24 protein-coding genes are annotated in these 23,849 nt (G+C 61.7%); 13 read left to right on the top strand and 11 right to left on the bottom strand.

Annotated features, from left to right (window positions below):
- Window positions 1–229: 229 nt before the first annotated feature.
- The 10 genes from pufB (CKO25_RS05730) (at window position 230) to CKO25_RS05685 (ending at window position 4,702) form a co-directional block, all read left to right on the top strand.
- The gene (gene pufB / locus CKO25_RS05730) at window positions 230–373 is read left to right on the top strand and encodes a light-harvesting antenna LH1, beta subunit (protein WP_200386958.1); all 144 of its coding nucleotides are present in this window, start codon (window positions 230–232) and stop codon (window positions 371–373) included.
- Window positions 374–385: 12 nt separating this feature from the next.
- Window positions 386–580: a light-harvesting antenna LH1, alpha subunit gene (gene pufA / locus CKO25_RS05725; RefSeq protein ID WP_200386957.1), complete on the top strand. Its 195-nt coding sequence runs from the start codon at window positions 386–388 to the stop codon at window positions 578–580.
- Between the two features lie 76 nt (window positions 581–656).
- A complete protein-coding gene (pufB, locus tag CKO25_RS05720; protein WP_200386956.1) occupies window positions 657–797 on the top strand; it encodes a light-harvesting antenna LH1, beta subunit in 141 nt (46 codons plus the stop codon).
- A gap of 27 nt (window positions 798–824) precedes the next feature.
- Window positions 825–983 carry a light-harvesting antenna LH1, alpha subunit gene (pufA, locus tag CKO25_RS05715; protein WP_200386955.1) on the top strand — a complete coding sequence of 53 codons (159 nt, stop codon included), beginning with the start codon at window positions 825–827 and terminating at the stop codon, window positions 981–983.
- Between the two features lie 384 nt (window positions 984–1,367).
- A complete protein-coding gene (locus CKO25_RS05710; RefSeq protein ID WP_200386959.1) occupies window positions 1,368–1,526 on the top strand; it encodes a hypothetical protein in 159 nt (52 codons plus the stop codon).
- A gap of 438 nt (window positions 1,527–1,964) precedes the next feature.
- The gene (gene pufB, locus CKO25_RS05705) at window positions 1,965–2,108 is read left to right on the top strand and encodes a light-harvesting antenna LH1, beta subunit (RefSeq protein ID WP_200386958.1); all 144 of its coding nucleotides are present in this window, start codon (window positions 1,965–1,967) and stop codon (window positions 2,106–2,108) included.
- A gap of 12 nt (window positions 2,109–2,120) precedes the next feature.
- Entirely contained in the window at window positions 2,121–2,315 is a 195-nt protein-coding gene (pufA, locus tag CKO25_RS05700) for a light-harvesting antenna LH1, alpha subunit (RefSeq protein ID WP_200386957.1), read from the top strand.
- Window positions 2,316–2,391: 76 nt separating this feature from the next.
- The gene (gene pufB / locus CKO25_RS05695; RefSeq protein ID WP_200386956.1) at window positions 2,392–2,532 is read left to right on the top strand and encodes a light-harvesting antenna LH1, beta subunit; all 141 of its coding nucleotides are present in this window, start codon (window positions 2,392–2,394) and stop codon (window positions 2,530–2,532) included.
- 27 nt (window positions 2,533–2,559) lie between these two features.
- Entirely contained in the window at window positions 2,560–2,718 is a 159-nt protein-coding gene (gene pufA, locus CKO25_RS05690) for a light-harvesting antenna LH1, alpha subunit (RefSeq protein ID WP_200386955.1), read from the top strand.
- A gap of 556 nt (window positions 2,719–3,274) precedes the next feature.
- Entirely contained in the window at window positions 3,275–4,702 is a 1,428-nt protein-coding gene (locus CKO25_RS05685; protein ID WP_200386954.1) for a BCD family MFS transporter, read from the top strand.
- A gap of 339 nt (window positions 4,703–5,041) precedes the next feature.
- Here CKO25_RS05685 and CKO25_RS05680 read toward each other — a convergent pair whose 3' ends face one another.
- From CKO25_RS05680 to CKO25_RS05665, 4 genes are all read right to left on the bottom strand, one after another.
- Window positions 5,042–5,446: a CBS domain-containing protein gene (locus tag CKO25_RS05680; protein WP_200386953.1), complete on the bottom strand. Its 405-nt coding sequence runs from the start codon at window positions 5,444–5,446 to the stop codon at window positions 5,042–5,044.
- Window positions 5,447–5,561: 115 nt separating this feature from the next.
- The gene (locus CKO25_RS05675) at window positions 5,562–5,909 is read right to left on the bottom strand and encodes a P-II family nitrogen regulator (protein ID WP_200386952.1); all 348 of its coding nucleotides are present in this window, start codon (window positions 5,907–5,909) and stop codon (window positions 5,562–5,564) included.
- A 95-nt stretch (window positions 5,910–6,004) separates the two neighbouring features.
- Window positions 6,005–7,645 carry a DUF2325 domain-containing protein gene (locus CKO25_RS05670; protein WP_200386951.1) on the bottom strand — a complete coding sequence of 547 codons (1,641 nt, stop codon included), beginning with the start codon at window positions 7,643–7,645 and terminating at the stop codon, window positions 6,005–6,007.
- 80 nt (window positions 7,646–7,725) lie between these two features.
- Window positions 7,726–7,995: an ATP dependent RNA helicase gene (locus tag CKO25_RS05665; RefSeq protein ID WP_242467441.1), complete on the bottom strand. Its 270-nt coding sequence runs from the start codon at window positions 7,993–7,995 to the stop codon at window positions 7,726–7,728.
- 359 nt (window positions 7,996–8,354) lie between these two features.
- Here CKO25_RS05665 and CKO25_RS05660 point away from each other — a divergent pair, with 359 nt between their 5' ends.
- Both CKO25_RS05660 and CKO25_RS05655 read left to right on the top strand, forming a co-directional pair.
- Entirely contained in the window at window positions 8,355–9,140 is a 786-nt protein-coding gene (locus tag CKO25_RS05660; RefSeq protein WP_200386949.1) for a DUF4198 domain-containing protein, read from the top strand.
- A 50-nt stretch (window positions 9,141–9,190) separates the two neighbouring features.
- A complete protein-coding gene (locus CKO25_RS05655; protein ID WP_338115072.1) occupies window positions 9,191–9,850 on the top strand; it encodes a NikL family nickel/cobalt ECF transporter subunit in 660 nt (219 codons plus the stop codon).
- A gap of 64 nt (window positions 9,851–9,914) precedes the next feature.
- On the opposite strand, the gene CKO25_RS05650 is transcribed toward CKO25_RS05655, so the two are convergent.
- A complete protein-coding gene (locus tag CKO25_RS05650) occupies window positions 9,915–10,103 on the bottom strand; it encodes a hemin uptake protein HemP (RefSeq protein WP_200386948.1) in 189 nt (62 codons plus the stop codon).
- Window positions 10,104–10,268: 165 nt separating this feature from the next.
- Complete coding sequence (locus CKO25_RS05645; RefSeq protein WP_200386947.1) at window positions 10,269–11,753, bottom strand: protein adenylyltransferase SelO; 1,485 nt, start codon at window positions 11,751–11,753, stop codon at window positions 10,269–10,271.
- A gap of 792 nt (window positions 11,754–12,545) precedes the next feature.
- Here CKO25_RS05645 and CKO25_RS05640 point away from each other — a divergent pair.
- Window positions 12,546–13,229, top strand: a complete 684-nt coding sequence (locus CKO25_RS05640; RefSeq protein ID WP_443080722.1) for a PD-(D/E)XK nuclease family protein — start codon at window positions 12,546–12,548, stop codon at window positions 13,227–13,229.
- A gap of 373 nt (window positions 13,230–13,602) precedes the next feature.
- Here the strand turns inward: CKO25_RS05640 and CKO25_RS05635 are convergent, their stop codons facing one another.
- The 5 genes from CKO25_RS05635 to CKO25_RS05615 form a co-directional block, all read right to left on the bottom strand.
- On the bottom strand, window positions 13,603–19,518 hold the full coding sequence (locus CKO25_RS05635; RefSeq protein ID WP_200386946.1) for a PAS domain S-box protein: 5,916 nt from the start codon (window positions 19,516–19,518) through the stop codon (window positions 13,603–13,605).
- A 10-nt stretch (window positions 19,519–19,528) separates the two neighbouring features.
- Window positions 19,529–20,698, bottom strand: coding sequence for an EAL domain-containing response regulator (locus CKO25_RS05630; protein WP_200386945.1), 1,170 nt, complete (start codon window positions 20,696–20,698; stop codon window positions 19,529–19,531).
- 221 nt (window positions 20,699–20,919) lie between these two features.
- Window positions 20,920–21,759 carry a response regulator transcription factor gene (locus tag CKO25_RS05625; RefSeq protein ID WP_200386944.1) on the bottom strand — a complete coding sequence of 280 codons (840 nt, stop codon included), beginning with the start codon at window positions 21,757–21,759 and terminating at the stop codon, window positions 20,920–20,922.
- Between the two features lie 365 nt (window positions 21,760–22,124).
- Window positions 22,125–22,316: a hypothetical protein gene (locus CKO25_RS05620; protein ID WP_200386943.1), complete on the bottom strand. Its 192-nt coding sequence runs from the start codon at window positions 22,314–22,316 to the stop codon at window positions 22,125–22,127.
- 326 nt (window positions 22,317–22,642) lie between these two features.
- Window positions 22,643–23,842, bottom strand: coding sequence for an RNA-guided endonuclease InsQ/TnpB family protein (locus tag CKO25_RS05615; protein ID WP_200386942.1), 1,200 nt, complete (start codon window positions 23,840–23,842; stop codon window positions 22,643–22,645).
- Between the last annotated feature and the right edge of the window lie 7 nt (window positions 23,843–23,849).

Here is a 23,849-nt window from a genome sequence, read left to right as displayed (position 1 = left end):
GCCTGGTGGCGCACAGCGCAGGCCCGATTCCCTTTTAAATTTTATGTAAAACGAACTTGACATCTTCCTGTGTCAAGCTAAGATGACACTCAAGGACAGTGTGACAGTCCGAATGTTCCGGGGCATCAGGAACGTCAGTTTTTTCGTGGCGGTCGTTGGTGCCACGAAGACCCGCTCGCCGATCGCGTTCGGCAGCGATTTTTCGTCACTCCATTTCGGAGCTTAAAACATGGCTGAGCAAGCAAGCCTTTCGGGTCTCACCGAGCAGCAGGCGAAGGAATTTCACGAGCAGTTCAAGATTACCTACACCGCGTTCGTTGGGATCGCGGCGCTGGTTCACCTTTTTGTCATCGCAGCCAACCCCTGGTTCTAAGAGGAGATATCCATGAACGTTTTTGATTACAAACCTCTTGAGCAGGACTATCGCATTTGGTTGGTGCTGAATCCGGCGACCTGGTTGGTTCCGATTCTGGCGGCGGTGCTGGTCATTGCGTTGGCGGTGCATGTGTATGCGTTCTCGCTGCCTGGCAATGCGTGGACGCCACCGGCGGCGGCTGTGGTTGAAGCGCCGGCGCAATAAGGATTGCGTTGCGTGACTGGGCCGCGAGTTTGATCTAGCGGCACACAATTGAAACAAGTTTACGGGAGTGAAATCGATGGCCGAGCAATCATTGTCGGGTCTGACTGAACAACAAGCGAAGGAGTTCCACGAGCAGTTTAAGATCACCTACACCGCATTTGTTGGGATCGCGGCGCTGGTGCACCTGTTCGTTATTGCTGCCAATCCTTGGTTCTAATTTTCTGACCTCGACGAGAACAAGATCATGAGCGAAATCGCAAAACCGAAAAATCCGGAAGACGATTGGAAGGTCTGGTTGGTTCTGAATCCAGCGGTCTGGTTGATGCCGATTCTGTTTGCTGTGCTGATCATTGCGTTGGTGCTGCATGCGGTCGTGTTCCAGATGGGCTTTGGCTGGGCTTGATCCGCGGAACCTGACGGGTCGTCTGTCTGAGTGAGGCGGCCCTGACCACGGTGGTCGAGCGCCTGCGAAGCGCGCCCATCGTCGCCGGCGGATGTGATGTGGAGAGGGTTCCACATCCATCCGCCGAGTTCGTGCGCGCATCCGCGCGCCCACGCCCGCCTTCAATCGCCACGAGCGTGCAAGCCGCCGGGGTCGTGTCGCACCCATGCTGACGCACCGGATCAGTGATTCCAGGCCCCACACCGCACCACCATCCCCTCCAGTGTTCTCACCCAGGTTCTGTTCCTCTTAAGGCGTCGCCGCTCCGGCTGCTGATGCGGGGGATGCTGGACTTGAGGTCACGCGAATCGACACGCAAACCTGATCCTCCGCGCACCCAAAAGGATGCCGCGCCCGCTGAAGATCTTGAGGGCCCGTCCACGACGGCTGAAACGGCTGAAACGGCTGAAACGGCTGAAACGGCTGAAACGGCTGAAACGGCTGAAACGGCTGAAACGGCTGAAACGGCTGAAGCAGCCTGCTGTTCAACAACAGCCAGGTTGAGATCCCGCGCCGATCGGTCGAATTGCGATTCATTCACGTCAACTGGACGGTCGGACCATCCGCTTCCCCTCGGCACTCCCGTAGCCCTGCAGTCCGAAACCCATCGGCTGGTCGCCTGTAGTGCTGCGTCAGACGGTTGATCCAAAGGTTGGGCGGGCCGGATGGCAGGGGCCGCAGGGCACTTGAGACGGGCGTGACGCCCGCGCTGTCAGGGTGACAAATCGGGGTGCAACGAATAAGCAGGATCCGATCTGTCAAATGTACTTGACAATCGAAAATGTAAAGCTAAGATGACACACAAGCACTGGGGTGGAATTCAAGGTTTCGAGTCTGGTGCCTTCGGGCGCACGAAGTGATCGACAGGGATGGTTAGAGCGTCGCCAGCCGCTTCGTGGAAGTGGCGGTATTCTGCAATCCTCAATACGGAGTTCAAAACAGATGGCTGAGCAAGCAAGCCTTTCGGGTCTCACCGAGCAGCAGGCGAAGGAATTTCACGAGCAGTTCAAGATTACCTACACCGCGTTCGTTGGGATCGCGGCGCTGGTTCACCTTTTTGTCATCGCGGCCAACCCCTGGTTCTAAGAGGAGATATCCATGAACGTTTTTGATTACAAACCTCTTGAGCAGGACTATCGCATTTGGTTGGTGCTGAATCCGGCGACCTGGTTGGTTCCGATTCTGGCGGCGGTGCTGGTCATTGCGTTGGCGGTGCATGTGTATGCGTTCTCGCTGCCTGGCAATGCGTGGACGCCACCGGCGGCGGCCGTGGTTGAAGCGCCGGCGCAATAAGGATTGCGTTGCGTGACTGGGCCGCGAGTTTGATCTAGCGGCACACAATTGAAACAAGTTTACGGGAGTGAAATCGATGGCCGAGCAATCATTGTCGGGTCTGACTGAACAACAAGCGAAGGAGTTCCACGAGCAGTTTAAGATCACCTACACCGCATTTGTTGGGATCGCGGCGCTGGTGCACCTGTTCGTTATTGCTGCCAATCCTTGGTTCTAATTTTCTGACCTCGACGAGAACAAGATCATGAGCGAAATCGCAAAACCGAAAAATCCGGAAGACGATTGGAAGGTCTGGTTGGTTCTGAATCCAGCGGTCTGGTTGATGCCGATTCTGTTTGCTGTGCTGATCATTGCGTTGGTGCTGCATGCGGTCGTGTTCCAGATGGGCTTTGGTTGGGCTTGATCCGCGGAACCTGACGGGTCGTCTGTCTGAGTGAGGCGGCCCTGACCACGGTGGTCGAGCGCCTGCGAAGCGCGCCCATCGTCGCCGGCGGATGTGATGTGGGGAGGGTTCCACATCCATCCGCCGAGTTCGTGTGCGCATCCGCGCGCCCACGCCCGCCCTCCATCGCCGCGAGCGTGCAAGCCACCGGGGTCGTGTCGCACCCATGCTGACGCACTGGATCAGTGACTCCAGACCCCACACCGCACCACCACCCCCTCCAGTGTTCTCATCTCGCGGTGACCGACACATCCGCGCGACGACCAGGTGTTGACCCATTCCACCCGTTTTGACGCCTGGACAGGGATCGCACTCATGATGCGCTTGGCGCGTTTCGTCTGATTCGGGGAAACAGTCAAAGACGCACGAGGCGACGGATGCGGCCTGCCCGATCGGGCAGGCGAAGGCCGATGCGAGGGGCACGGTGGAAGAAGCCAGCCTTGAGTGCGATAATCGCCGCACAACCCATCAGCTTACCCTCTTGGCGAGCCCTCACACTTGTGGAGTGTATTGCGGTATGAGTCGTAACGACGAAGCCCTGGCACGGGCCTGGCGAGAGTTCTTGCCACGGATCCTGCCGTTCTCCGATGTCGCGACAGCCGATTTTCCGTTGCGACGGATCTTGCGACTGTCGCTGTTCCAAGTGTCCGTCGGGATGGCGATGGTCCTCTTGCAGGGCACGCTCAATCGGGTCATGGTGGTCGAGCTCTCGGTGCCGGCCTCACTCGTTGGTCTGATGCTGGCCCTGCCACTCGTGTTTGCCCCATTGCGGGCGCTGATCGGGCATCGTTCCGACTATCATCACTCGGCCTTCGGTCTGCGCCGCATTCCCTATATTTGGCTTGGCAGCATGTTGCAGTTCGGCGGCTTCGCGATGATGCCCTTTGCCCTGCTGCTCTTGGCCGACGTCAACAATCAGTTCAATGTCATCGGGCAGGCCGGCGCTGCGCTCGCCTTTTTGCTGGTGGGGGCCGGTTTGCATACCACGCAGACCGCTGGACTCGCCTTGGCAACCGATCTCTGCCCGCCCGAAAAGCGCCCACGCGTGGTCGCCCTATTGTATGTGACGCTGCTCGCAGCCTGGGGGTTGAGTTCCCTGCTGTTCGGCTTCCTGTTGACCAACTTCACAAATGAATTGCTGATTCGGGTCATCCAGGGGGTTGCGGTCGCGACCATCATCCTGAATGTGATCGCCCTCTGGAAACAAGAGTCGGTCGATCCGCAGCGCGCGGCCAATCCGGTTGCGCGGCCACCCTTCTGGGAAACCTGGCGCAATTTTACCCGCGGTGGCCGGGCGAGCCGGTTGCTCGTCGTGGTCGCTCTCGGGACGGCTGCCTTCACCATGCAAGATATCTTATTGGAGCCCTATGGCGGTCAGATCCTTGGGCTCAGTGTCTCGCAGACGACGGCACTCAACGCCATATGGGCGGCCGGCTCGTTGCTTGCCTTCATGCTGGCCGCTCGGGTGCTGGGCCGTGGCGGTGAACCTTACCGGGTCGCCGCGCTCGGTGCCTTGGTCGGGATCCTGGCCTTCGCCGCGGTCATCCTCTCAGCGCCGCTCGATTCGCCCGGACTCTACCGGCTCGGTGCGGGGTTGATCGGCTTCGGTGGCGGTCTCTTCCTCGTCGCCACCTTGACGGCCGCGATGGCGCTCGCGCAGGGCGGCTTCAGCGGTCTTGCCCTGGGTGCCTGGGGCGCTGTCCAGGCTACGGCGATGGGGCTCGCGTTCGCGGCGGGCGGTATCATTCGCGACAGCGTCATGCGGATGGCGAATGCCGGGGTGTTTGGTGAAAACGTCTGGCCGGCTTTGGGATACGACGTTGTTTATGGCCTGGAGATCCTAATGCTGATCGCGACCTTGGTCGTCATCCTGCCGCTTGCGCTCCGCCCCGGCGACGCCAGTACGAAACCCGGGACCAAGATCGGTCTCGATCACATGCCCTGAGGGTGCCGGGCGTTAGCGCGCGTTGGGTGTTTGAGTCACGGCCCATCCGTACGCTGAGTGCTTGGATGGCATCCGGAATGCGAGCGAGGCCTGTGCCAGGGCAGAGGCGAACGCCTCTCCTGGCTGAGAGGCCACGAGCGGCCACCGCACGGGCGTTGATGCCCACGCGCGGAGAAGGTTAGCGGATTGCCACCCAGCAAGCAGCGTCCGGGATGCCAGGGTTGTCTGGCGCAAACAGCAGTGGTTTCAGGTGTCTCCCCGCAGTCGGAGGCAAACAGAGGTGCTCACTGGACGGGTGCGATGGTCCCCAAGTTCCCTGTAGTGGAACTCCCGGGCGGATCAGTCTGCCATCTCCAAGATCGAGCCCACCAGATCGTTGATGGTCACGATCCCTTCCAGTTCATTATTGCGCAGCACGACGATGCGCCTCAGACCCTGACTGACCATGAGACGAGCGAGATATTTGATCTCGAGATCGGCTGGGACCGTGATCACGGGCTTGGCGGCAACGTCATAGACATTCACCAGATCGATATCCCCCTCTTCCGCGACGATGGTGCGGAGGATCGTGGTGTAGGTGATAATGCCATAGGCATCGTGTGGGTGGGCCTTCTCCACAACCAGCGATTTGACGCCATGGCGGCGCATCTTGCGCATGGCCTCACGAATGGTTTCCAACGCCGAGATGGTCACCACCTCTCGGACCATGATGTCCCTAACAAGTGTCGATTTGATGGTGCTCATATCTGTGTGCACTCCAGATCCGTGCTGGGCTGGGGGCGAATGCGCAGAGTCTGGTCTGGGGTGACGACGCGGGATGCCGTTGCCTTAGACCAGGTCATAGCGTCTCCCTGTGTCATTAAAGATCGTCCCGGATGCGTTCTTCGAAGCGGGTCAATTGTTCGATATCGATGCCGGCGATATGCTCAAGGGGCACGGTGAAGATGACGCCTTTGGTATGGGATTTGAGGTCGAGCCGCTCGCACATCGTCTTCATCACACTCAGCGAGAGCTTGCGCTCCAGGACGAAAATGAGGACTGACTGGCTCCCTTCATACGTCAGACCGAAGAAGGTCTTCTTCTCCTCCGCCCCGATCCCACGCGCGCCGAGGATGGTCACACCGCCCGCACCGGCCTGTTTGGCTGCGTCGATGGCTGGTTCCTCGAGTTCTTCAGCGAGGATCGCGACTAGGACCGAAAATTTCATTCGCGGTGCCCCCGTGTTCAGTTCCCACCAAGCTTAAGCTTGGCAGGATAAATCATCATGGCGGCGAACGGAACGGGAAGGTCAAACGGCGTCGCTCATGAATCCAGTGGGGGGCCATCGAGCGTACGCGCTTGGTTGGTTGGGGTGCTTGCGCTGATCCGTGAGAGCGCGTGCGCGAAGGCCGAGAGGCCTGAACGCCCCAGCAGCAGATGGGGTTTGTCGTGCCGCTTGCAGAAGCGCTTGGTGCGGTGGTAGGCGCCATGACTGACGTAGTCCGTGGCGCAGACAACGATGTCCGCGGCCGCGAGCATGGTCTCGAGTCGGCGTTGATTGTCCTCAAGGCCGCCGTCGTGATGCTCGAAGCGGCCATTGCAGCTCGCCACCATCGCGCGATATTGCTCGACCAATTGCTGACGGCCCCCGACGCAGAGCACCCGGCGACCGCCGAGGTCCTGGTCGTGCCTGCAGCCAGATGCCGGACAGCCCGGACATTGATCCTCGGCAAGCAGGGTTTCCAGCATGCGCTCAAGGGCACGGCGCTCAGCCTCTGCTGTTTGGTGCAAGGCCACTGCCGCGTTCGCCTCATCGCGGGTCTCGGTGCACTGCACCTGTAAGGCGTCACGCTCTGCGCGGGTGCGTTCGAGTTCGCCGCGTAAACGCTTGAGGTCGGTGTCCAGTGCCTCGATCCGTGCCTGCAACCGCTGCGTTTGTCCTTGTTCGAGCGCATCCCGCAATCTGGTTTCGCGCACGCGCAAGTCCGCGCAGTCTCGTTCGCGTTCGCCTAAGGCGTGCTCGAGGTTACGAATGTGGGCCTCACGTTCCTCGGTGCGCCGTTGCGTGCGCTCGAACAGGTCGTCGAAATCCGCCTGGAGACGCTCAAGTCGACCCCGAGTCTCGGTCAATCGCTTTAGATCGGCCCGTTGTCCAGCGCCGATTTGATGCGACAGCATGTGGATGTCCTCGTAGGCTCGGGTGAGGACCACCAAATTCGCCCGCGGATGGGTCATGAGTGCCCACAGCGCCGCAGGTGCCTCGCCCGTGGCGAGCGCCTCCTCCCAGAGTGGCATGAGGCCGGCCGGGTCGCGCGCGCGGGAAAAGCGTCGAATGCAGGACGCGTAGCGTTTTTCGAGCGCCTTGTGGGTGGCGATGGCGAGCGGGTTCTTCGTCTCGGCAGCGGCGACGAAACTGATGTGAAGATCGAAATCACTCAACTTCGCATGGGGAGGATACGCGTGGCGCTCGGCGAGTCGGCGCAATTCCTCGACGCTGAGGCAGGTGCCGATGATCGGGCAATGATATTTATGTGGAATGTCCCACAGCTTGCGCCGTCCACGATCCCGGAGGAGCGAGGCGCCCACGCACGCGGCGCCTGCATTGAGCGAGGATGGATGGGGCATGTTGGATTGTGTCGACGAAGCCGTCGTAAGTGGTTTGGACGAACCAGGCGAACGCGAGGCTCGCGGCTGCAGCGGTGCCAGGCGTGGGGACGACAAGGCTGGCGAATGCGTCACGGGTGGCGGCGAGGGCGGCTGATCGTCGAGCGGAACGGATGGCATCGAAGTCGGCCCATCATGATGACAACAACGGTGCTGAATGCTGGGCGTGCTGGGGTTGAGGGTCCCGAATAGACCCGTCCAGGTGTCGCCATCGAGGTTGGCGATCAACCGTTGTGTCTCGTAATCATAGACCCGGCACTCGGTGGCGGTATCGGAGAGTTCGAAGATGAGTCGCTGCATCCTGATCACCTGATCTCAGTGGATCTAAATCGTTTCCGTCATTGGGCGTCCCACACCAGCAGGCGGTGTTACACGGCCCATCAGCTTTGCATGACCGGCGCGTTTCGAGCGCGATGGGCAAGCCACCGCCAATGCCGCGCGAGCCGGCGGTAGGCGCAGAAGCGCTCGGCGTCCGGTGCGAGTTCGGGATGTTGGTAAAGGGCCTCGATCGATAAGACGACGCGCTCGGCGAGTTCGGTGGAACGGTGGGTGACATAGCGGCGAATCAGTTGCCCGACATGGTGTTCGAGGTCTTCTGGTCGCAGACGTTGTAGGGTCTCGTGTTCGGGTGAAGAGATGTCGGTCGTCATGGGCATGTTCCTCGGGAGAGTGGGCTGAGCACCGAAACCAATCTCGGGTATGGGTCGAGCAGGGGACAGGTGTGCCGTTCATTTCTTGAATAAGAACGATTCGCATTAACAATAAATTCTAGATGCACACCTGTCAAGCCTCAGGGCGGGTCAACGACCCCTCCTGCTTGTATTATTTTTTGAGTATGTTTCATACTTGCGGCGAGCGCCGATCGAAACCGCCGCGTGGCCTTGAGGCGCGGCACCCGCGACCCCGGCCTCGTGCGCGGCACCATCCCCATCCGTCGCGGAGCGTTGTGCTGTCCGCAATGCGGCGGGCTCGTCAGCGTGCGCGGCCATCACCTCAGGAGACCAAGCTCATGTCCACGACGCGAACCCATGATCGCGACCGGATCCTCTTACTGATGCTGCTGTTGGGCAGCGCCTGGGGAACGTCGGCGCATTTCCAGGAATTGATTCCATCCCAGGACATCGTGAGCGGTGACACGGGCGCGCAACTCCGGTTCGAGATGCGGTTCACGCACCCGATGGATGCGGGACCACTCATGTCGATGGACCCGCCGCTAGCGGTCGGCGTCCTGGGGCCGGGTGGCCGCGACAGCCTCCTGTCGAGCCTGGAAGCCGTTGAGGTTGATGGTCAGCAGACCTTCCAATTCGACTACCAGATCAAGGCGCCGGGAGATCATCTCTTCTACGTCGAGCCCGCCCCCTATTGGGAGCCGGCCGAAGGGGTCATGATCCAGCACTACACCAAGGTGGTGGTTGATGGGTATGGCGGTGGCGATGAGTGGGACGCGGACCTGGGATTGCCGGTCGAGATCCAGCCCTTGACGCGCCCCTATGGGCTCTGGGCCGGGAATCTCTTTCGCGGCATCGTCAAGCAAGAGGGAGAGCCCGTGCCGTTCGCCACGGTGGAGGTCGAGTGGCGCAACGATGGGTCGGTGACGCCGCCGTTCGCTGCCTACAGCACGCAGGTTGTCAAAGCAGACGCTCAGGGCGTGTTCAGCTACGCGATGCCACGAGCTGGCTGGTGGGGCTTCGCAGCCTTGATCGAGGGCGAGGAACCCATGATGAATCCGCACGGGGAGGCGGTCCCGCTCGAGTTGGGGGCCTTGATCTGGGTGTATGCTCGTGAGATGCGCTGATGCGGACAGGTGACCTGCTGGGGCTCGGAAGGATGGCCTGGAGGCAGGCTGTGCGGTGTGAACCGCGGCCCTGGCGACATCCGCATGGGCTGGTTGCGATGCTGTTGTTCGCGCTCAGCGCGCCGGCGTCCGCCCATCGGCTGCATGTCTTTGCAACCGCGGATGGCCATCAGATTAGGGGTTCAACCTATTTCGCCCGTGGGTCCGCCGCGACTGGAGCGCGCATTGAAGTACTGGATCCGCAAGGAGCACTGCTGGCCGAACTCACGCCCGACGCAGAAGGTCGTTTTGTCTATTCAGCGGCGGCGCCGATCGATCATCGGATTCACGTGTACGCGGGCGATGGTCATCAAGCGGAGTGGATGATCAAGGCCGAGGAACTCTCCGGTGGATTTGTCAGGGTCACAACGGGCGAGCAGGGCATGGCTGACACCAGCCCCATCACGCCGACGGCGCCCGGGATGCCCGTGCCGCCGATCGCACCAAGCGGGGGGGATCAACAGGAGCATGAGGTGGTGCTTGTCGCGACCCTGGATCCCGCCCTGGAAGCCGCCATTGAGCGTGCCGTCGCCCGCCAGGTTCGCCCGCTGCGGGAGCACCTGATGGCGGCCGAGGACCGCATCCGACTCTCGGACATCCTCGGCGCACTCGGTTACATCCTGGGGTTGACCGGTTTCGCAATCTGGTGGAGTCACCGGCGGCGGCGTTGATGGGCTCGCGTTGCAGAGACGTGGGCTGATGGGCCAGACCGCCCAGGCGGGCGGCTTGGCGGTGCTACTTCGTGAGGATCAGCTTATTGTTCCGGGTCATGCGCAGGATATAGCGATCGCCGGCGTGATCGATGAAGAGGAGGTTATTGCCACGTAACAGGGTGTTGCTGTCGATCCGGGGCAGGTCCGAACGCATGACGTTCGCCGACTGGGGTGGCTGGTTCGGGCTCACGGAAAGCGTTTCAGGGGGCATAACCGGCACTCCGCTGTGGTTTGTTAATGAGAATCGTTCTTGTTCATGTTATGGCGAAGGCAGCCGGATTGTCAAGGGGTGTGGTGACCCAGACCTCGAGCGTATGAATCTAGAGTGGGTGCGGTTGCGACATGGCCGCCTATCGTGGCGGCCGTGGGTGTCGTCTCAGGTGCCGCAAAAGGTGCGCAACACCCGCTCGTCATCACGGGGAGGGGTGCTGTACTCCGCCATGTCCGCCTGCTCCGTGAAGGGTTGTTCGAGCACTCGGAGGAGCCGCTCGAAGGGGCTGAAATCATCGTCCTCAACCGCGGCTTGCAGTGCTTGTTCGACGCGGTGATTGCGCGGGATCACGGCTGGATTGGCGCTCTGCATCTGATGTACGCGGGCGTCTGGTGATGCGGGATCGCGGGCAAGTCGTGCGCGCCACCCCGTCGCCCAGGCATCGAAGGCGTCGCGATCGACGAAGAGATCACGTACTCCAGCATCCGCTTGCGAAACGGTGGCGGCGCCTAGGCGGCGAAAGGTTAGGGTGAAGTCGGCACCCGAGGTCGCCATGAGATCCAGCAGGTCGTGAATGAGCGCAACGTCCTCCGGTTCCGCCGTGCTGAACCCTAGCTTCCGTCGCATCCCAGCGCTCCAATGTTTCGTGTAACGCTCGAGGAAGCTGTGGATCGTCTCGCTCGCTTGGGTGATGGCGGACTCGGGTGACGCATCGATGAGCGGCAGGAGGGTTTCGGCAAAGCGTGCGAGGTTCCATTGCGCGATGGTGGGCTGGTTGCCAAACGCATAGCGTCCAGTGCGATCGATCGAGCTGAAGACGGTCGCGGGGTCGTAGGCATCCATGAAGGCACAAGGACCATAGTCGATCGTCTCCCCTGAAATCGCCATGTTATCGGTGTTCATCACGCCATGGATGAAACCGATCTGCATCCAGGCGGCCACCAGTGCAGCCTGGCGCTCGACCACGAACTCGAGCAGCGCGAGGTAAGGCTGGGGTGCCGTGGCCGCCGCGGGCACGTGGCGCGCGATGACATGATCGGCGAGCTGACGCAATGCCTCGGTCTCGCCACGCGCGGCGAAATACTCGAAGGTGCCGACGCGGACATGGCTGGCGGCGACGCGCGTGAGGATGGCACCGGGGAGGACGGTCTCGCGATACACCGGCTCGCCGGTCGTGACCGCGGCGAGCGCACGGGTCGTCGGAACGCCCAGGGCATGCATGGCCTCGCCGAGGAGGTATTCACGCAGGACCGGGCCGAGTGCCGCGCGACCATCGCCATTGCGTGAGAAGGGCGTTTGACCGGCCCCTTTGAGTTGGATGTCGCGTCGACGGCCCTGCCGGTCGAGGACCTCACCGAGCAGGATGGCCCGCCCATCACCGAGTCGTGGCACAAACTGGCCGAACTGATGACCGGCATACACCATGGCGATTGGCTCCGCGCCTTCAGGGATTTGGTTGCCGGCGAAGAATTCGACGAGTGTGCTGGGTTCGCTACCGTTCAGCTCGATGCCGAGTTCGTCGGCCAAGGCGTCGTTGAGCTTGATCAGGCGTGGGGCCTGGACGGGCGTAGGATGAATCCGAGCGTGGAACACGTCGGGAAGGCGTCGATAACGGTTGTCGAATCGGAAGCGGGGAAGCGATTGCGTCATATGCCAGCCTCTTGCGTGGTGGATTGTCGAGCCCGAACTCTCAGATAGCTAGACAGTGAGGCACTCTCGATCACGAAAGATCATGGGGGTGCTGTTGCCTTGATCAGAGGTCGCAATCTGGTTTGATGGCGCCTGACCGTAGAACGTCACGCGACCCGCCATCACTCACTCGTACCCCGATTCACTGTCGGATCATCGGTCTGGATGTGCACCAGAACTAGGTCAGGGCTGTGCTCTGCTTGAGCAAGCCGATGGTGGTATGGTGGTGGAGCGAATGCTGAAGACATCGCGAGATCATTGCGCCTTGCGCTCTGCTAGACTCGAACAAAGACCCAGAATGGCTTTTCGGCCCCGGATATGACCACGGAATCCCTGAAAGAAACGATCAAGCGTGAGCTGCCGACCTGGCTGCGGGAGGATCCTGCGTTCCGGAGCTATGTGCTTGAGTTAACACGGGACGAATACGCCGATCGTCGGGAGACCGGCGATCGGTTCTACGAACTGCTTGGCGAGCTACGTCGCGACCGTGAGAAGCAGGAACGCAAGTGGGAGGCGAATCAAGCCGAGCTCAAGCGCATGCGCGAGGACGAAGCGCAGAAGTGGGAGGCGAACCAGGTCGAGCTACAGCGCATGCGCGAGGACGAGGCGCAGAAGTGGGAAGCGAATCAGGTCGAACTCAAACTGATGCGTGAGGAGCAGGCGCAGAAGTGGGAGGCGAACCAGGTCGAGCTACAGCGCATGCGCGAGGACGAGGCGCAGAAGTGGGAAGCGAATCAGGTCGAGCTGCAGCACATGCGCGAGGACGAGGCGCAGAAGTGGAAAGCGAACCAGGCCGAACTTAAACTGATGCGTGAGGAACAGGCGCGGAAGTGGGAGGCGAACCAGGCTGAACTCAAACTGATGCGCGAGGACGAGGCGCAGAAGTGGGAGCAGCAGAACCGCCGTTGGGACGAGAACCAAGCCGAGCAGCGTCGTCTTTGGGAGGAAAGCCGAGCGGAGAGCAATCGCCGCTGGGACGAGAACCAGGAAGAGTTGAAACGCCTTCACAACGAGATCATGGCTCAAGCGCAGAAATTCGATCGCAGCATCGGTGCGCTCGGCTCGCGTTGGGGGCTTCAATCCGAGAAAGCCTTCCGCGATGCCCTAGCCGCGATCCTGGAGCAGAGCTTCGACGTGCAGGTCGTCAACGTCACCGATTACGACGACTCGGGCGAGGTCTTCGGCCGTCCGGACCAGATCGAGTTGGACGTCATCATCAAGAACGGGCTGCTGCTGATCTGCGAGCTGAAGTCCTCGATCGACAAGGCCGGGATGTATATTTTCGAGCGTAAGGCGCGTTTCTACGAGCGGCGCCACGAGCGCAAGGCCAATCGCTTGATCGTCATCTCGCCGATGATCGATGGCCGCGCCCGCAAGGTGGGCGAGCGGCTCGGGATCGAGATGTACGGCGATTCGACCGAAGTCGAAGCTGTCTGAACCGCGTCTCCAGTCATCCGGGATTTTTTTCCGATGGTGTGCGTCGCTGGAGATCAAGCGCGCGGTGCCGGACGCAGCTCAGGAATTGAAAACCATCGATTCTTGAGGATGCGTCGATCCCGACTCGCTCTGGCATCGGTACGATCGACCCGCGGGCGACGCCTTTTCGTTCTGTACAGTCCTCACGGCACGCCCGCCATCGACTCACACCTCAGTGTCTAGCAGGCAATGGATCAACCAGAACAGGATGTGCACACCCCAGTGATGCAGCAGTACCTCCGTCTCAAGGCGGAGTATCCGGAGATGCTGCTCTTCTAAATGTCAATCGGCATGGTGTCCTCGGATACCGCCACAAACACGGGCATGGCCTTCGTCAGCCTCGGGGCCCGACAACGGACTCTGCGATCGCGGCCCTCAGTGCGCTGTGATCGATGGGTTTGCGCAGCACGATCGGCATATACGGCAAGGCATCGAGCGTGAAGGCCGAGGGGGTTTGGCCGGTCATCAGGATCACCTTCAGATCCGGAAACGTCTGCGCCAACGTGCCGCACAGGGTAGTGCCGTCGAGAACGGGCATCGCCAAATCCGACAACACCAGATCGAAGTCGGCGTCGTGTCGCAAGAGATCGAGTGCGGCTCGGCCATTCTCGGCGAACGAGACCAGCATGCCGTCCAACGTCAGCAATCGCCCGATGGAATCCCTGACACGTGGGTCATCGTCAACGACAAGGACCCGCAGCAGAGGCGTGGTCGACAGTGCGTTTGACGGCCCGCTCAGCGTCAGGTCGCTCTGTGGTGGTTCTTGATGGTCGAGTGGCATCAGCAGTCGGAACTCGGTGCCCTTGCCGACCTGCGATGACACAGCTAGACCCGCACCGGAGCGCATGACGAACTCCTGCACCATGAACAGGCCAAGCCCATGCCCGCGCTGTTTGGCCTTGGTCGAAAACAGCGGCTCGAAGAGCCTGTCGAAGACCTCGTCGGACATCCCGCACCCAGTATCCAGAACCCTGATTTCGACATACTGACCTGGATCGAGTTGACCGACCGTCAGCGGGACCGAACCGTCCCACACCAGGGTCTGCGCGGTGATCCGCAAATCTCCGCCATCCGGCATGGCATCGCGCGCGTTCAGCACGAGATTCAGCAACGCGGCTTGCAGGAATCCGGCATTACTCTCGGCCACGAGACCGGGCTCGAGATCCAGACCGAGATTGATCTTGGCCGGGAGGATTTGTCTGACGATCGTCACCAGCTCACGAATCGTCTTTTCGAGCACCACGCTCTTCAGGACGATGCCACCGGCACGACTGAGCGAGAGCATCCCCGAGGTAACGACCTTCGCTTGACCGAGCGCACTCTGGGTCTCTTCGATGACCTGAGCCACCTCCGGGTCGCTCTGCTCGCCGCTCAGAATGGCCTCGAGATAATAGAGATTGGCATCGATCACTCCGAGCAGGTTGTTGAAGTCGTGCGCCACGCCGCTCGCCAGATGACCGATGGTCTCGCGCTCCTTCGCGCTGATGAGTGCGGCCTGAAGCTGCTCTTCGAATTGCTGAGCGATGATGCGCTGGCCGATCAGCCGTACCAGTTCTCGGTCCGCACCTGACAGCTCGACACGCTCGGCGCGTCCCCACAACCTCGTCACTAGCACACTGTCCCGACCATTGGGTCCGGTCCAATGCAACATCATTCGCACGCAGGAGACGTAGCCCGCCTGCCGCGCCCCATGCGGCAGTTGCGAGCCGACCAAGATGTGCGGGATACCCTGCTCAAGCGCGTCCGTGTCGAGTTCGACGAAGTCCTCGGAAACAGACTCGACTTGCGATATCTCGGCATCCGGATACCGTGCGACCGGGCGATAGCTCTGATCCAAGCCGATCGCTCCGATGTCGGCCGCGTCCATACCGAGACCTTTACACGCGAGTTGCAGAAGGGCCCGAAACTCCTCGGTGGCGGGCAGGGCCTGACTGGCCAGATCGACGAGCGATTCCAGGTTCTCGGTGTAGCGCTGTAACACCGCCTCGAGCTCGCGCTTGCGCTCGGTCGCGGCCTGAAACTCGGTGATGTCCTCGACCATCCCGAGCACCACGGGCCGCTCACTGCTGCCGCCGGGCAATAAGGCGACCCGCAGATCGCCCCATACAATCGAACCATCAGCCTTGCGATAGCGCTTGGTCATTCGGTAGAAATTGCGTTGTCCCGCCGTCAGCTCCCCGTACAGGACAAGCTCCGCCGCGATATCATCCGAACAGGCCAAGTCATCGAGGCGCATCCCGATCAGGTCCTGCGATGAATAGCCGAGAAAATCACCGAGCGTACGGTTGGCCAGCTTCAGTCTCCGGTTGGGCCCCGCGATGGCGATCCCAATGGGTGCATTCTCGAAGATGGTGCTGAGACGGGCTTCGCTTTGCTCGAGCTGTTCTTGCGCGCGATGGAGTTCGGTGATATCCACATCCGAGCCACGGTATCCGAGCAGCGTGCCGTCCTCGGCGACGACCGGAGCACCGTTGGTCAGAAGCCAGCTCGTCGAGCCGTCGGCGCGACGGATGGGATTGACGTAATCGGTGAAGTGATCCAAGCGCGCGAAGCTCTGCAATGTCTCGGCCTTAACGCGGTCCTGAGATGGCTCGGGCACCAGATCGCAACAATGCTTCCGGCCGACCAGCTCCTCGCGGCGGTAGCCCCAAATAGCTTCGACCGTCGGACTGAGATAGGTGTAGAGACCCTTGGCATCGACCTCCCAGCTGACGATCCGGCTCTGCAACGCAAGCTGGTTATAGCGCAAATTGCTTTCGCGAAGCTCCGAGTAAATTCGGGCGCGTTCGAACGCACTCACCAGGATGCTGGAAAAGACCCGGAGGAAACGCACCTCAGCATCCGACCAGTCCCGTGGTGCTTGCACCGCATCGAAGCCAACGAATCCGATCAGGCGCTCATCCTGTAGCAGGGGCGCCAGCACGACCGAGAGGATCGACTGGGACTGGAGGAGCTCGCGCTCCGTGGCCCAGTCGTCTGGGAGCTCCGCCACACGCGGGACCACGACGGCCCGACCGGACTTGAGCACCTGCATCGAGGCTGCGAAGGGCTTGATCGGAAGCTGTTGCAGATGCCCGATCACCGGCTCGATCCTCGGGGCCACCCACTCATGGCTGTTACTCATGGTGTCGGCAACCAGATCGAATCGGAACACATAGGCCCGATCGGACTCGGTGAAGCCACCGAGTCGTTCGAGCGTTCGATTGATGAGCGGGTCGAGATTGTCGTCATAGACAGCGACGAAACCCGAGGCCAGCCCGAGCAGCTCACGCTCCAAGGACTCGCGCCGCATCAGTTCGATCTCGGCCTCTTGGCGGTCGGTAATATCCTCATGGGTCCCGGCCATGCGCAGCGGCCGGCCTTGCGCGTCGCGCGCCGAGACGCGTCCTTGATCGTGTACCCAGATCCAATGGCCTTGGCGGTGCTTCAACCGCAGTTCGCAACGGTAATGGTTGGTCTCGCCGCGGAGATGCCGTGCGAGTTCGGCCTCGGCTCGCGCGAGATCCTCGGGATGACAGAACTCACGCCAGGTCTCGATCGTGGTCGGCTCCAGATCCTCGAGGCAGCGGCCCATCATCTCGGTCCAGCGCCGATTCAACGTCAATCTGTTGGTAACAAGGTCCCACTCCCAGGTTCCGACCATGGTCCCGTCGATGATGTCGGCGAGCCGGCGGCGCTCCTCCGCTAGCGCGAGCTCGGCGGCCTTGCGCTCGGTCATGTCGCGCCCGATCCCGACGATCGAGTGGACGCGGCCCTGCGCGTCGAGCACGGCGCGGTCGACCCACTGCAGCCATCGCCAACCCTGCACCGTCTCGGCGCGCTGCTCGATCAGGCAGGTATGAGGTGGGTGATGCAGCGCAAGCATTGCCTCCGCCGTATGCTCTCGATCGTCGGGGTGGACACGCGGCATGAAGTGATGGCCGATGAGCTCGTCCTCGGCACGCCCGAAGAGCTTGCAATAGGAGGGGCTGGCATACTCGAATCGGCCCTCGGCGTCCGTGCGGACCACGAGATCCTCGATGTTCTCCACAACCAGACGGTAGCGCTCCTCCTGCGCCCGTAGCGAGGCTTCGCTGCGGGCCAAATGCTCCATGGACTCCTTGACGGCCGTCAGGTCCTGTTGGATGCCAACGTAGTGCGTGACCTCGCCTCGGGAATCCACCAGCGGGGCGAGACTCAGGGCGTTCCAGAAGCGCGTTCCGTCCTTGCGATAGTTGTGAAGCGTAACCTGGCAGGGCTCGCCGGCCTCAAGCGCGGTGCGAATCGTTGCACGAGCCGACTGCTCGCGGTCCTGGCCCTGGAGAAAGCGGCAGTTCAGGCCCATGACCTCGTCCGCGCAATAGCCAGTCAGGGTCTGGAAGCCCTGGTTGACGTAGCTGATACGGTAATCCGACTTGGCGACTCGGCTTGCGACGATGATCCCAGTGCCGGCCTGCGACAGCGCCTTGATGAGGACGGCATGCCGACGCCGGGTGCGCAAGGTCTCGAAGGCCAGCGAGGCTAAATCTGCGGCGGTTTCCAGGATCTCAGGCACCCGTGCGTCGGGCTCCCGGGAGGGACCAGGCCCGATCGCAAGAACAGCCGCACACTGGCCATCCTGCGTGATGACCGAGCAGCACCACCAGAAGTCCCCGCCCTCGGCCGAGAGGATGTCAGTCTGTTGCGAACCGGCCGCATCCCGAGCCGACTCCATGACAAAAAACCGGCTGGCGGAGTCCTGCCGGTTCGTGCCGCCTCGATCCAGATCGTTCACCCGGTACTCCAGGGCCGCCTGCTCGCTGGCACCGAGGCTGGCCCCGGCGAAGTGCACGAAGGAATCCGCCGCGCCTTTTTTGAGCATCACGCAGCGGCATCCCGCGACCATGCCTTCCACCAGGTTACAGAGGCGCTCTCCGGCTGTGCATTCGTCCTCGTCAGACGCCATCAGACCGGCTAGCATCTGGGCCTGCAGATCACGCAAGGAGCGCAGCCGGGTTTGTGTATCGCGCTCGCGCTCGATCGTCGCGAAGCTATCGGCGAGGCCGCTGGCCATGATCCCGAAGGCGTTGGTCAACGCCCGGCTCTCGGCCAAGACCCCGGGCGAGGGGATGGGGACGGTCTCGCCCGCGACGATCCGAGTGGGCACATCGGAGGCAATCGCCACGAGTTGCTTCAACGGACGCATCAACAACACGGCGAATCGGTCGGCTAGCAGGATCGCGATCGCAGCGATCACCAACAAGAGCGTCAGCAGACGCAACATCGTTTGCTGCAGCTTGTCGACCAGAGTCGCCGCGCTGAGCTCGATCAAGAGTCCCTCCCCGACTGTTGGTTCGGCAAGCGGCAGGATCATGCGATAGCGCGCCTGCCGCCAGAACGCCATCCGCGAGGGATGCCAATCCCCTGGCGCTAGGATCATCAAATCATCGGCCGCGGTTCGGCTGGCACGCGTCTTCGGCGCATCCGCGGCAGGCACAAAGTCACCGGCCGGCCCGATCAGACGGACCTCAAGCCTAGCGTACTCGGGCAATGTGTTGCCGAAGAGCCGGGTCATCTCCCGCACATGGTCCAGGACGATCTCGGCCGCTTCGGCTGACTGAGCGTGTGCGGTTGAGTCGAGATCGTGGCTTGCCAGCACACCGAAGATCCTCAGGCGATCGGCAAGATCCTGCTCCAGACGATCCTTAAGATCGTGATTCTCCCAAGCAACCACGAGAATCGACGGCAGGAGAAACCCCGAGAGGAACAGCGTGAACAACACCTGTCGTGCCGAGAGGCTGCCGGGGCGATGTCTCATCGCAGCCACGACCATGACCACCAGCCCGGCCAAGGCCGCGTTCAGGATACCGGTCGAGGCCTGCTTGACCGCGACCACCAGGGTCTGGTTCCAGACCATACCCATCACGACACGATAGAACAGCAGCACCAAGGGGATGCCGATCAAGACCCAATAGAGCGTGACGGAGACACCGAGATCCGGTTCCTCGCGCCCGCGTTGTCGCGCGTGATCCCGATGCCAGCCGACGAAGGCCGCCTCGGCTAGAAAAATCAGCGCCGCGTAGGGATGATCCCACAGCAGATAGGTATAGGCACCGGAGACGGCGGCGACGATCAGGCCGGCACGGGTCCCGAGCCAGACAATGGCCAGGAGGACGGCCACGGATCCGAAGACGATCTGCAGACCGAAGAAAAGCGAAAGATTAAAATGGTTACCGGCCACCGCGAGTAGGGCCAGCAGGACCGTGAGCGCTGCGGTGCGGATTGGGCTCATGGTACCGGGGTTAGCTGGGCCGGCGAGTCGAGAAGGTGTTCGCCAAAGCCTCCGCTGTCATGGGCTTTCCGAACAGATAGCCTTGCGCTAAATCGACGCCTGCTTCAATCAACAATTGACGCTGCGCCTCCGTCTCTACTCCTTCGGCGACGACCTGCAGTTCCAGTGCTTGGCCAAAGCTAATCATGGCGCGCAGCAATCTGAGTGCCTTTGGGGAAGCGAACATCTCCGAGACGAACGACAGATCGATCTTCAGCGTGTCAAACGGGAGCTCGGCGAGTGCCCGCATCGAGGAATAGCCGATCCCGAAATCGTCGATCGCCAGTGAGGCCCCCATGAGATGGATCTGAGCCGCCACGCTGCGCAAGACATCGGGGTAGGCCGTAGCGGCGCTCTCGGTCATTTCGATCTTGACGGAGCAGATCGCCGCAAACCCGTCGACCAAACGGCGCACCAGGACCAAGGCCCGCTCTTGCTGCAGGATCAGCGGCGACAGGTTGACCGCAATGAAGGCCACGCCCGACAGGGCCAGCATCTCGCGCGACCCGAGCAGACGCTCGAACAGGTTCTCGGTGACCTCGTCGATGAGCCCGCTTGACTCGGCGAGCGGAATGAACTCCGCTGCACTGATGATTTGTCCGTTCGGTAGCTGCAGACGTACGAGCACCTCCGCGCCCCTCAACTGCCCGTCGGCCGGTGAGACGATTGGTTGAAAGTGCGCAACAATGCCGCCGCTACGGATCTGCCTTGCCAGATCCTCCCGGGTGAAGGCAGCCCCAGCTTGCGGGTCTTGGCCCCGCTGTTGCCATGCCGCTGTGACGCCCTTGATCAGGATTGCGGGAAGCTCTTTGACCATCCGAGTCTTGGAGACCGCGCCGAGGACCTGGATCCCCGTCGAGCGCGCGATGCGTCGCGCGGTATCGAGCAGATTGTCACCGTGCCCAGAAAGGAGAACGACGGGCATCCCGGGGTGGGTCTCGGCTAGCCAATGGATGACATCGATGCCGTTCTCTCGGCCCAAATCCAGATCGAGCAGGACGAGCTCGGGGAGATCCGACGCAAGTGCGGCCTTGAAGGAGATAACCGATACGTGGAAATCCACGGCATGCCCGAACCGCTTCAGGAAACGCCCCAGAACGGCCTCGATTCGCGGATCATCATCGAGACACATCAAACGCATGGAGGCTCTCCCGGCCGGGATACGACATCGATCTCATTGAATGGCCTGCTCCCGGGCGGTAGCGGATGAATGCGCGGATTCAAGTTGATTGAGAACCTTACAGATTGTCTCGAACCGAGCACGACTCCTTCAAGTAAATCATTGTAAAGGGCTTATTTGTGCGACTGTGCCATCCGGCGGCGCGGATCGCCGCAGGCCGGCGTGCTCCCATTCGAAATCGGTCAGTCGTTCTCCAGCCTCAGACGATAGCCGTAGCCCCGCACCGGCCAGATCACGAGATTCAGGATGCCCTCGTCACGCAGCTTGCGCCGAATATTGCAGATGTGGACATCGACCGTGCGTTCGTCTGGGGTCAAGGACTCGCGGTTCAGCAACTGTGCACGGCCCACCGCCCGTCCGTGCTGACGCATCAAGGTCGCGAGGATGCGGGATTCCGTTTCGGTTAAGCGCAGGGAGGCTCCGTTGGAGGTGTCGCTCACACTCATGGCGCTCAGGTCGAGCGTCACCGTTCCCAATTGGATGGCGTCGAGAGCGCACGCCTCGAACGCATGCCGCCTCAGGACCGCTCGGATACGCGCGAGCAGCTCTTCGATCTGGAAGGGTTTGGTGATGTAGTCGTCGGCGCCGGCATCCAAGCCGTCAATGCGATCCTGCAGATCATCACGGCCGGTGACGATCATCACGGCCGCGGGTGTGGAGTCGACGAGCTCGCGGGCCAAATCCATGCCATCCTCTGATCCTAGATTGAGGTCCAAGAGCACGAGATCCGCTCCCTCATGACGAAAGAGCCGGCGCATCTCGGATCCGTTGGCGGCGACCGACACCGCGTACCCCGCGCGCGTCAGATGACGCGTCAGCACGCGACCCATGCGCGGGTCGTCTTCGACGACGATAATGGTGGCAGAAATGCTCGTCTCTCCTTGAAGGCTTCGGTCGAAAACGCCCGCCAAGTAAACCGTGAACGGCGTGCCGGACGCAATGCCGACGGTGATCTCGACCGCACCGCATTGCGTCAACCGGCGCCCGAGTCCGGACCCGCGCTCACGCCGGGGTCGCGGCATCCACCCTGGATTTCGACATCCAGCCGGGCATCGATGCTCGCGGCAGTCACGTTGACACGTCCTTTACCCGTCTTGCGCGAAAAGCCCCGTCGTTCAGGGCGGGGATGGATCGCGCCGGACGGTGGACCCGTCCGGCTGCTTACAATTCTTGTTTTGAGTCCGGCGGATTCCAATGCCGATTATCAGAGTTGTACGTCCTGCTAGGCGTCCAAACGTCGGCCTCGCATCGAAGGACTCCCCGTCCCCGAAACCGATGCGATGCCCCATCGAGAGCGGCCCTGTCTCGACCGGCGGAAAACAGGGCAATCATCAAGGGGACGAAGGCTATGTCCCGTGCCGGGCTTCGGAACCGCTGAGCGCATCCGTCAGGTCGGACATCTCGATACGGACATCGATGTGCTCCGTCCGCTCGGAATCCGGTGGCCCGTCCAGGGACGACACGACACGGCGTGCCGCACCGCGGCAAGCGCCGCTCGGCTGCACACCGCCGAGACCTCGGCACCGCTGAAGCCGGTGCTCCCCGCGACCAGCGCATCGACATCGATGCCGCCGCCCAACGGCTTGCCGCGCAGATGGACCTTGAAGATCTCCTGCCGGCTCTCGTCGCCCGGGAGCGGGATGCGGATGACCTGGTCCGAACCGGCCGGGCCGCAGGATCGCCGGGTCGATCATTTAATGTCGATGCGTGTTTCGGCGTTCGGGGACCGGATCGAGTCCGCCTTCGGTGCGTTGGTCGCGCACACCATCTGCCGTGTGATCCTGAACCCAGGAATCTTCATATCACCAAGTGTGAACCATTCACGCCGTGTGAGGGGTGAAGATTTTTGACATCCTCGCCGTCCTAAAGAGACGGCGATTCCTACGGCGCTCGGCGCGAGCGTGCTCACGCCGAGTCGCTTCGGTGGGTTCCTGCTGCTGTCGGCCTGACTGCGCCGCTCACTTCACAGGCTAACCGGGCATGCCCTGCCCTTAACACATTGATGGCGCCGACCAGGTCGGCGTTGTCCTCGTACCCGCAGTCCACACACGCGAACCGGGCCTGAGTTTGCCGGTTCTCCTTGGCGACATGCCCGCAGCGCGGACACGTCCGGCTGGTGTTTTGGGGTGGTACGGCGATCAGATGCCCGCCATTCCAGGCGGTCTTGTACTCCAGTTGCCGGCGGAACTCTCCCCACCCTTGATCGAGGATGGCTTTGTTCAGGCCGGACTTGGCTCGCACGTTGGTGCCCGGCGCTGCCATCGTCCCGGCCGCCGACGCCGTCATGTTGGCGACCTGCAAGTCCTCGATGCAGACCATTGCGTGGTTTTTGCTGATGGTGGTCGAGGTCTTGTTGAGGGCGTCGCGCCGGGCGTTGGCGATCTTGATGTGGATGCGCTGGACACGAGCCTTGGCCTTCTTCCAGTTCTTCCCGAACCGGGTCTTGCGGTTCATGGTGCGTTGCGCCTTGGCGAGCGTCTCCTCCAGACGCTTAAAGCTGTTGAGAGGCTCAAAGACGGTCCCGTCGCTCAAGGTGGCAAACCGCACGATGCCCATGTCGATGCCGACCGCCCCGCCCTGATGCACCGGGACATCCACCTCGCGCTCGGTTTGAATCGCGGCGAACCACGTGCCGCCGCACTGGCTGACGGTGACGTTCTTCACCGTCCCGAGCACCTCGCGACTCTTGCGGTAGCGCAGCCAGCCGAGCTTGGGCAGGAACAGGCGGCTGTTGGCCTGGTCGAGCCTGTAGCCCTGCGGGTAGCGGAAGCTGTCACTGGACTTGCCTTTGCGCTTGAAGCTGGGAAACGCCGCCCGCCCCTCGAAGAAGTTGATATAGGCGCGCTCCAAGTCCTTGAGGGACTGCTGCAGCGCTTGCGATGGGGTCTCGCGCAGCCAGAGTGTCGCCGGGTCGGCTTTCCACGTCGCCATGACCTTGCAACACTCGGCATAGCCGAGCGTCTTCTCGCCAGCGGCATACCGCGCCTTTTGCATCGCCAGCGCCTGGTTGTAGACGAACCGGCACGATCCAGCGAAGCGACGCAGATCGCGCGTTTGCTTGCCATGGGGCATCAACTCGAACTTAAAGGCTTGGATGCGCTGCATGGCATCG

Source organism: Thiocapsa imhoffii (assembly GCF_016583985.1).
GTDB classification, from domain to species: Bacteria; Pseudomonadota; Gammaproteobacteria; order Chromatiales; family Chromatiaceae; genus Thiocapsa; species Thiocapsa imhoffii.
The sequence above is the reverse complement of the archived record's forward strand: the minus strand, read 5'-3'. Positions and strand labels throughout refer to the sequence as shown.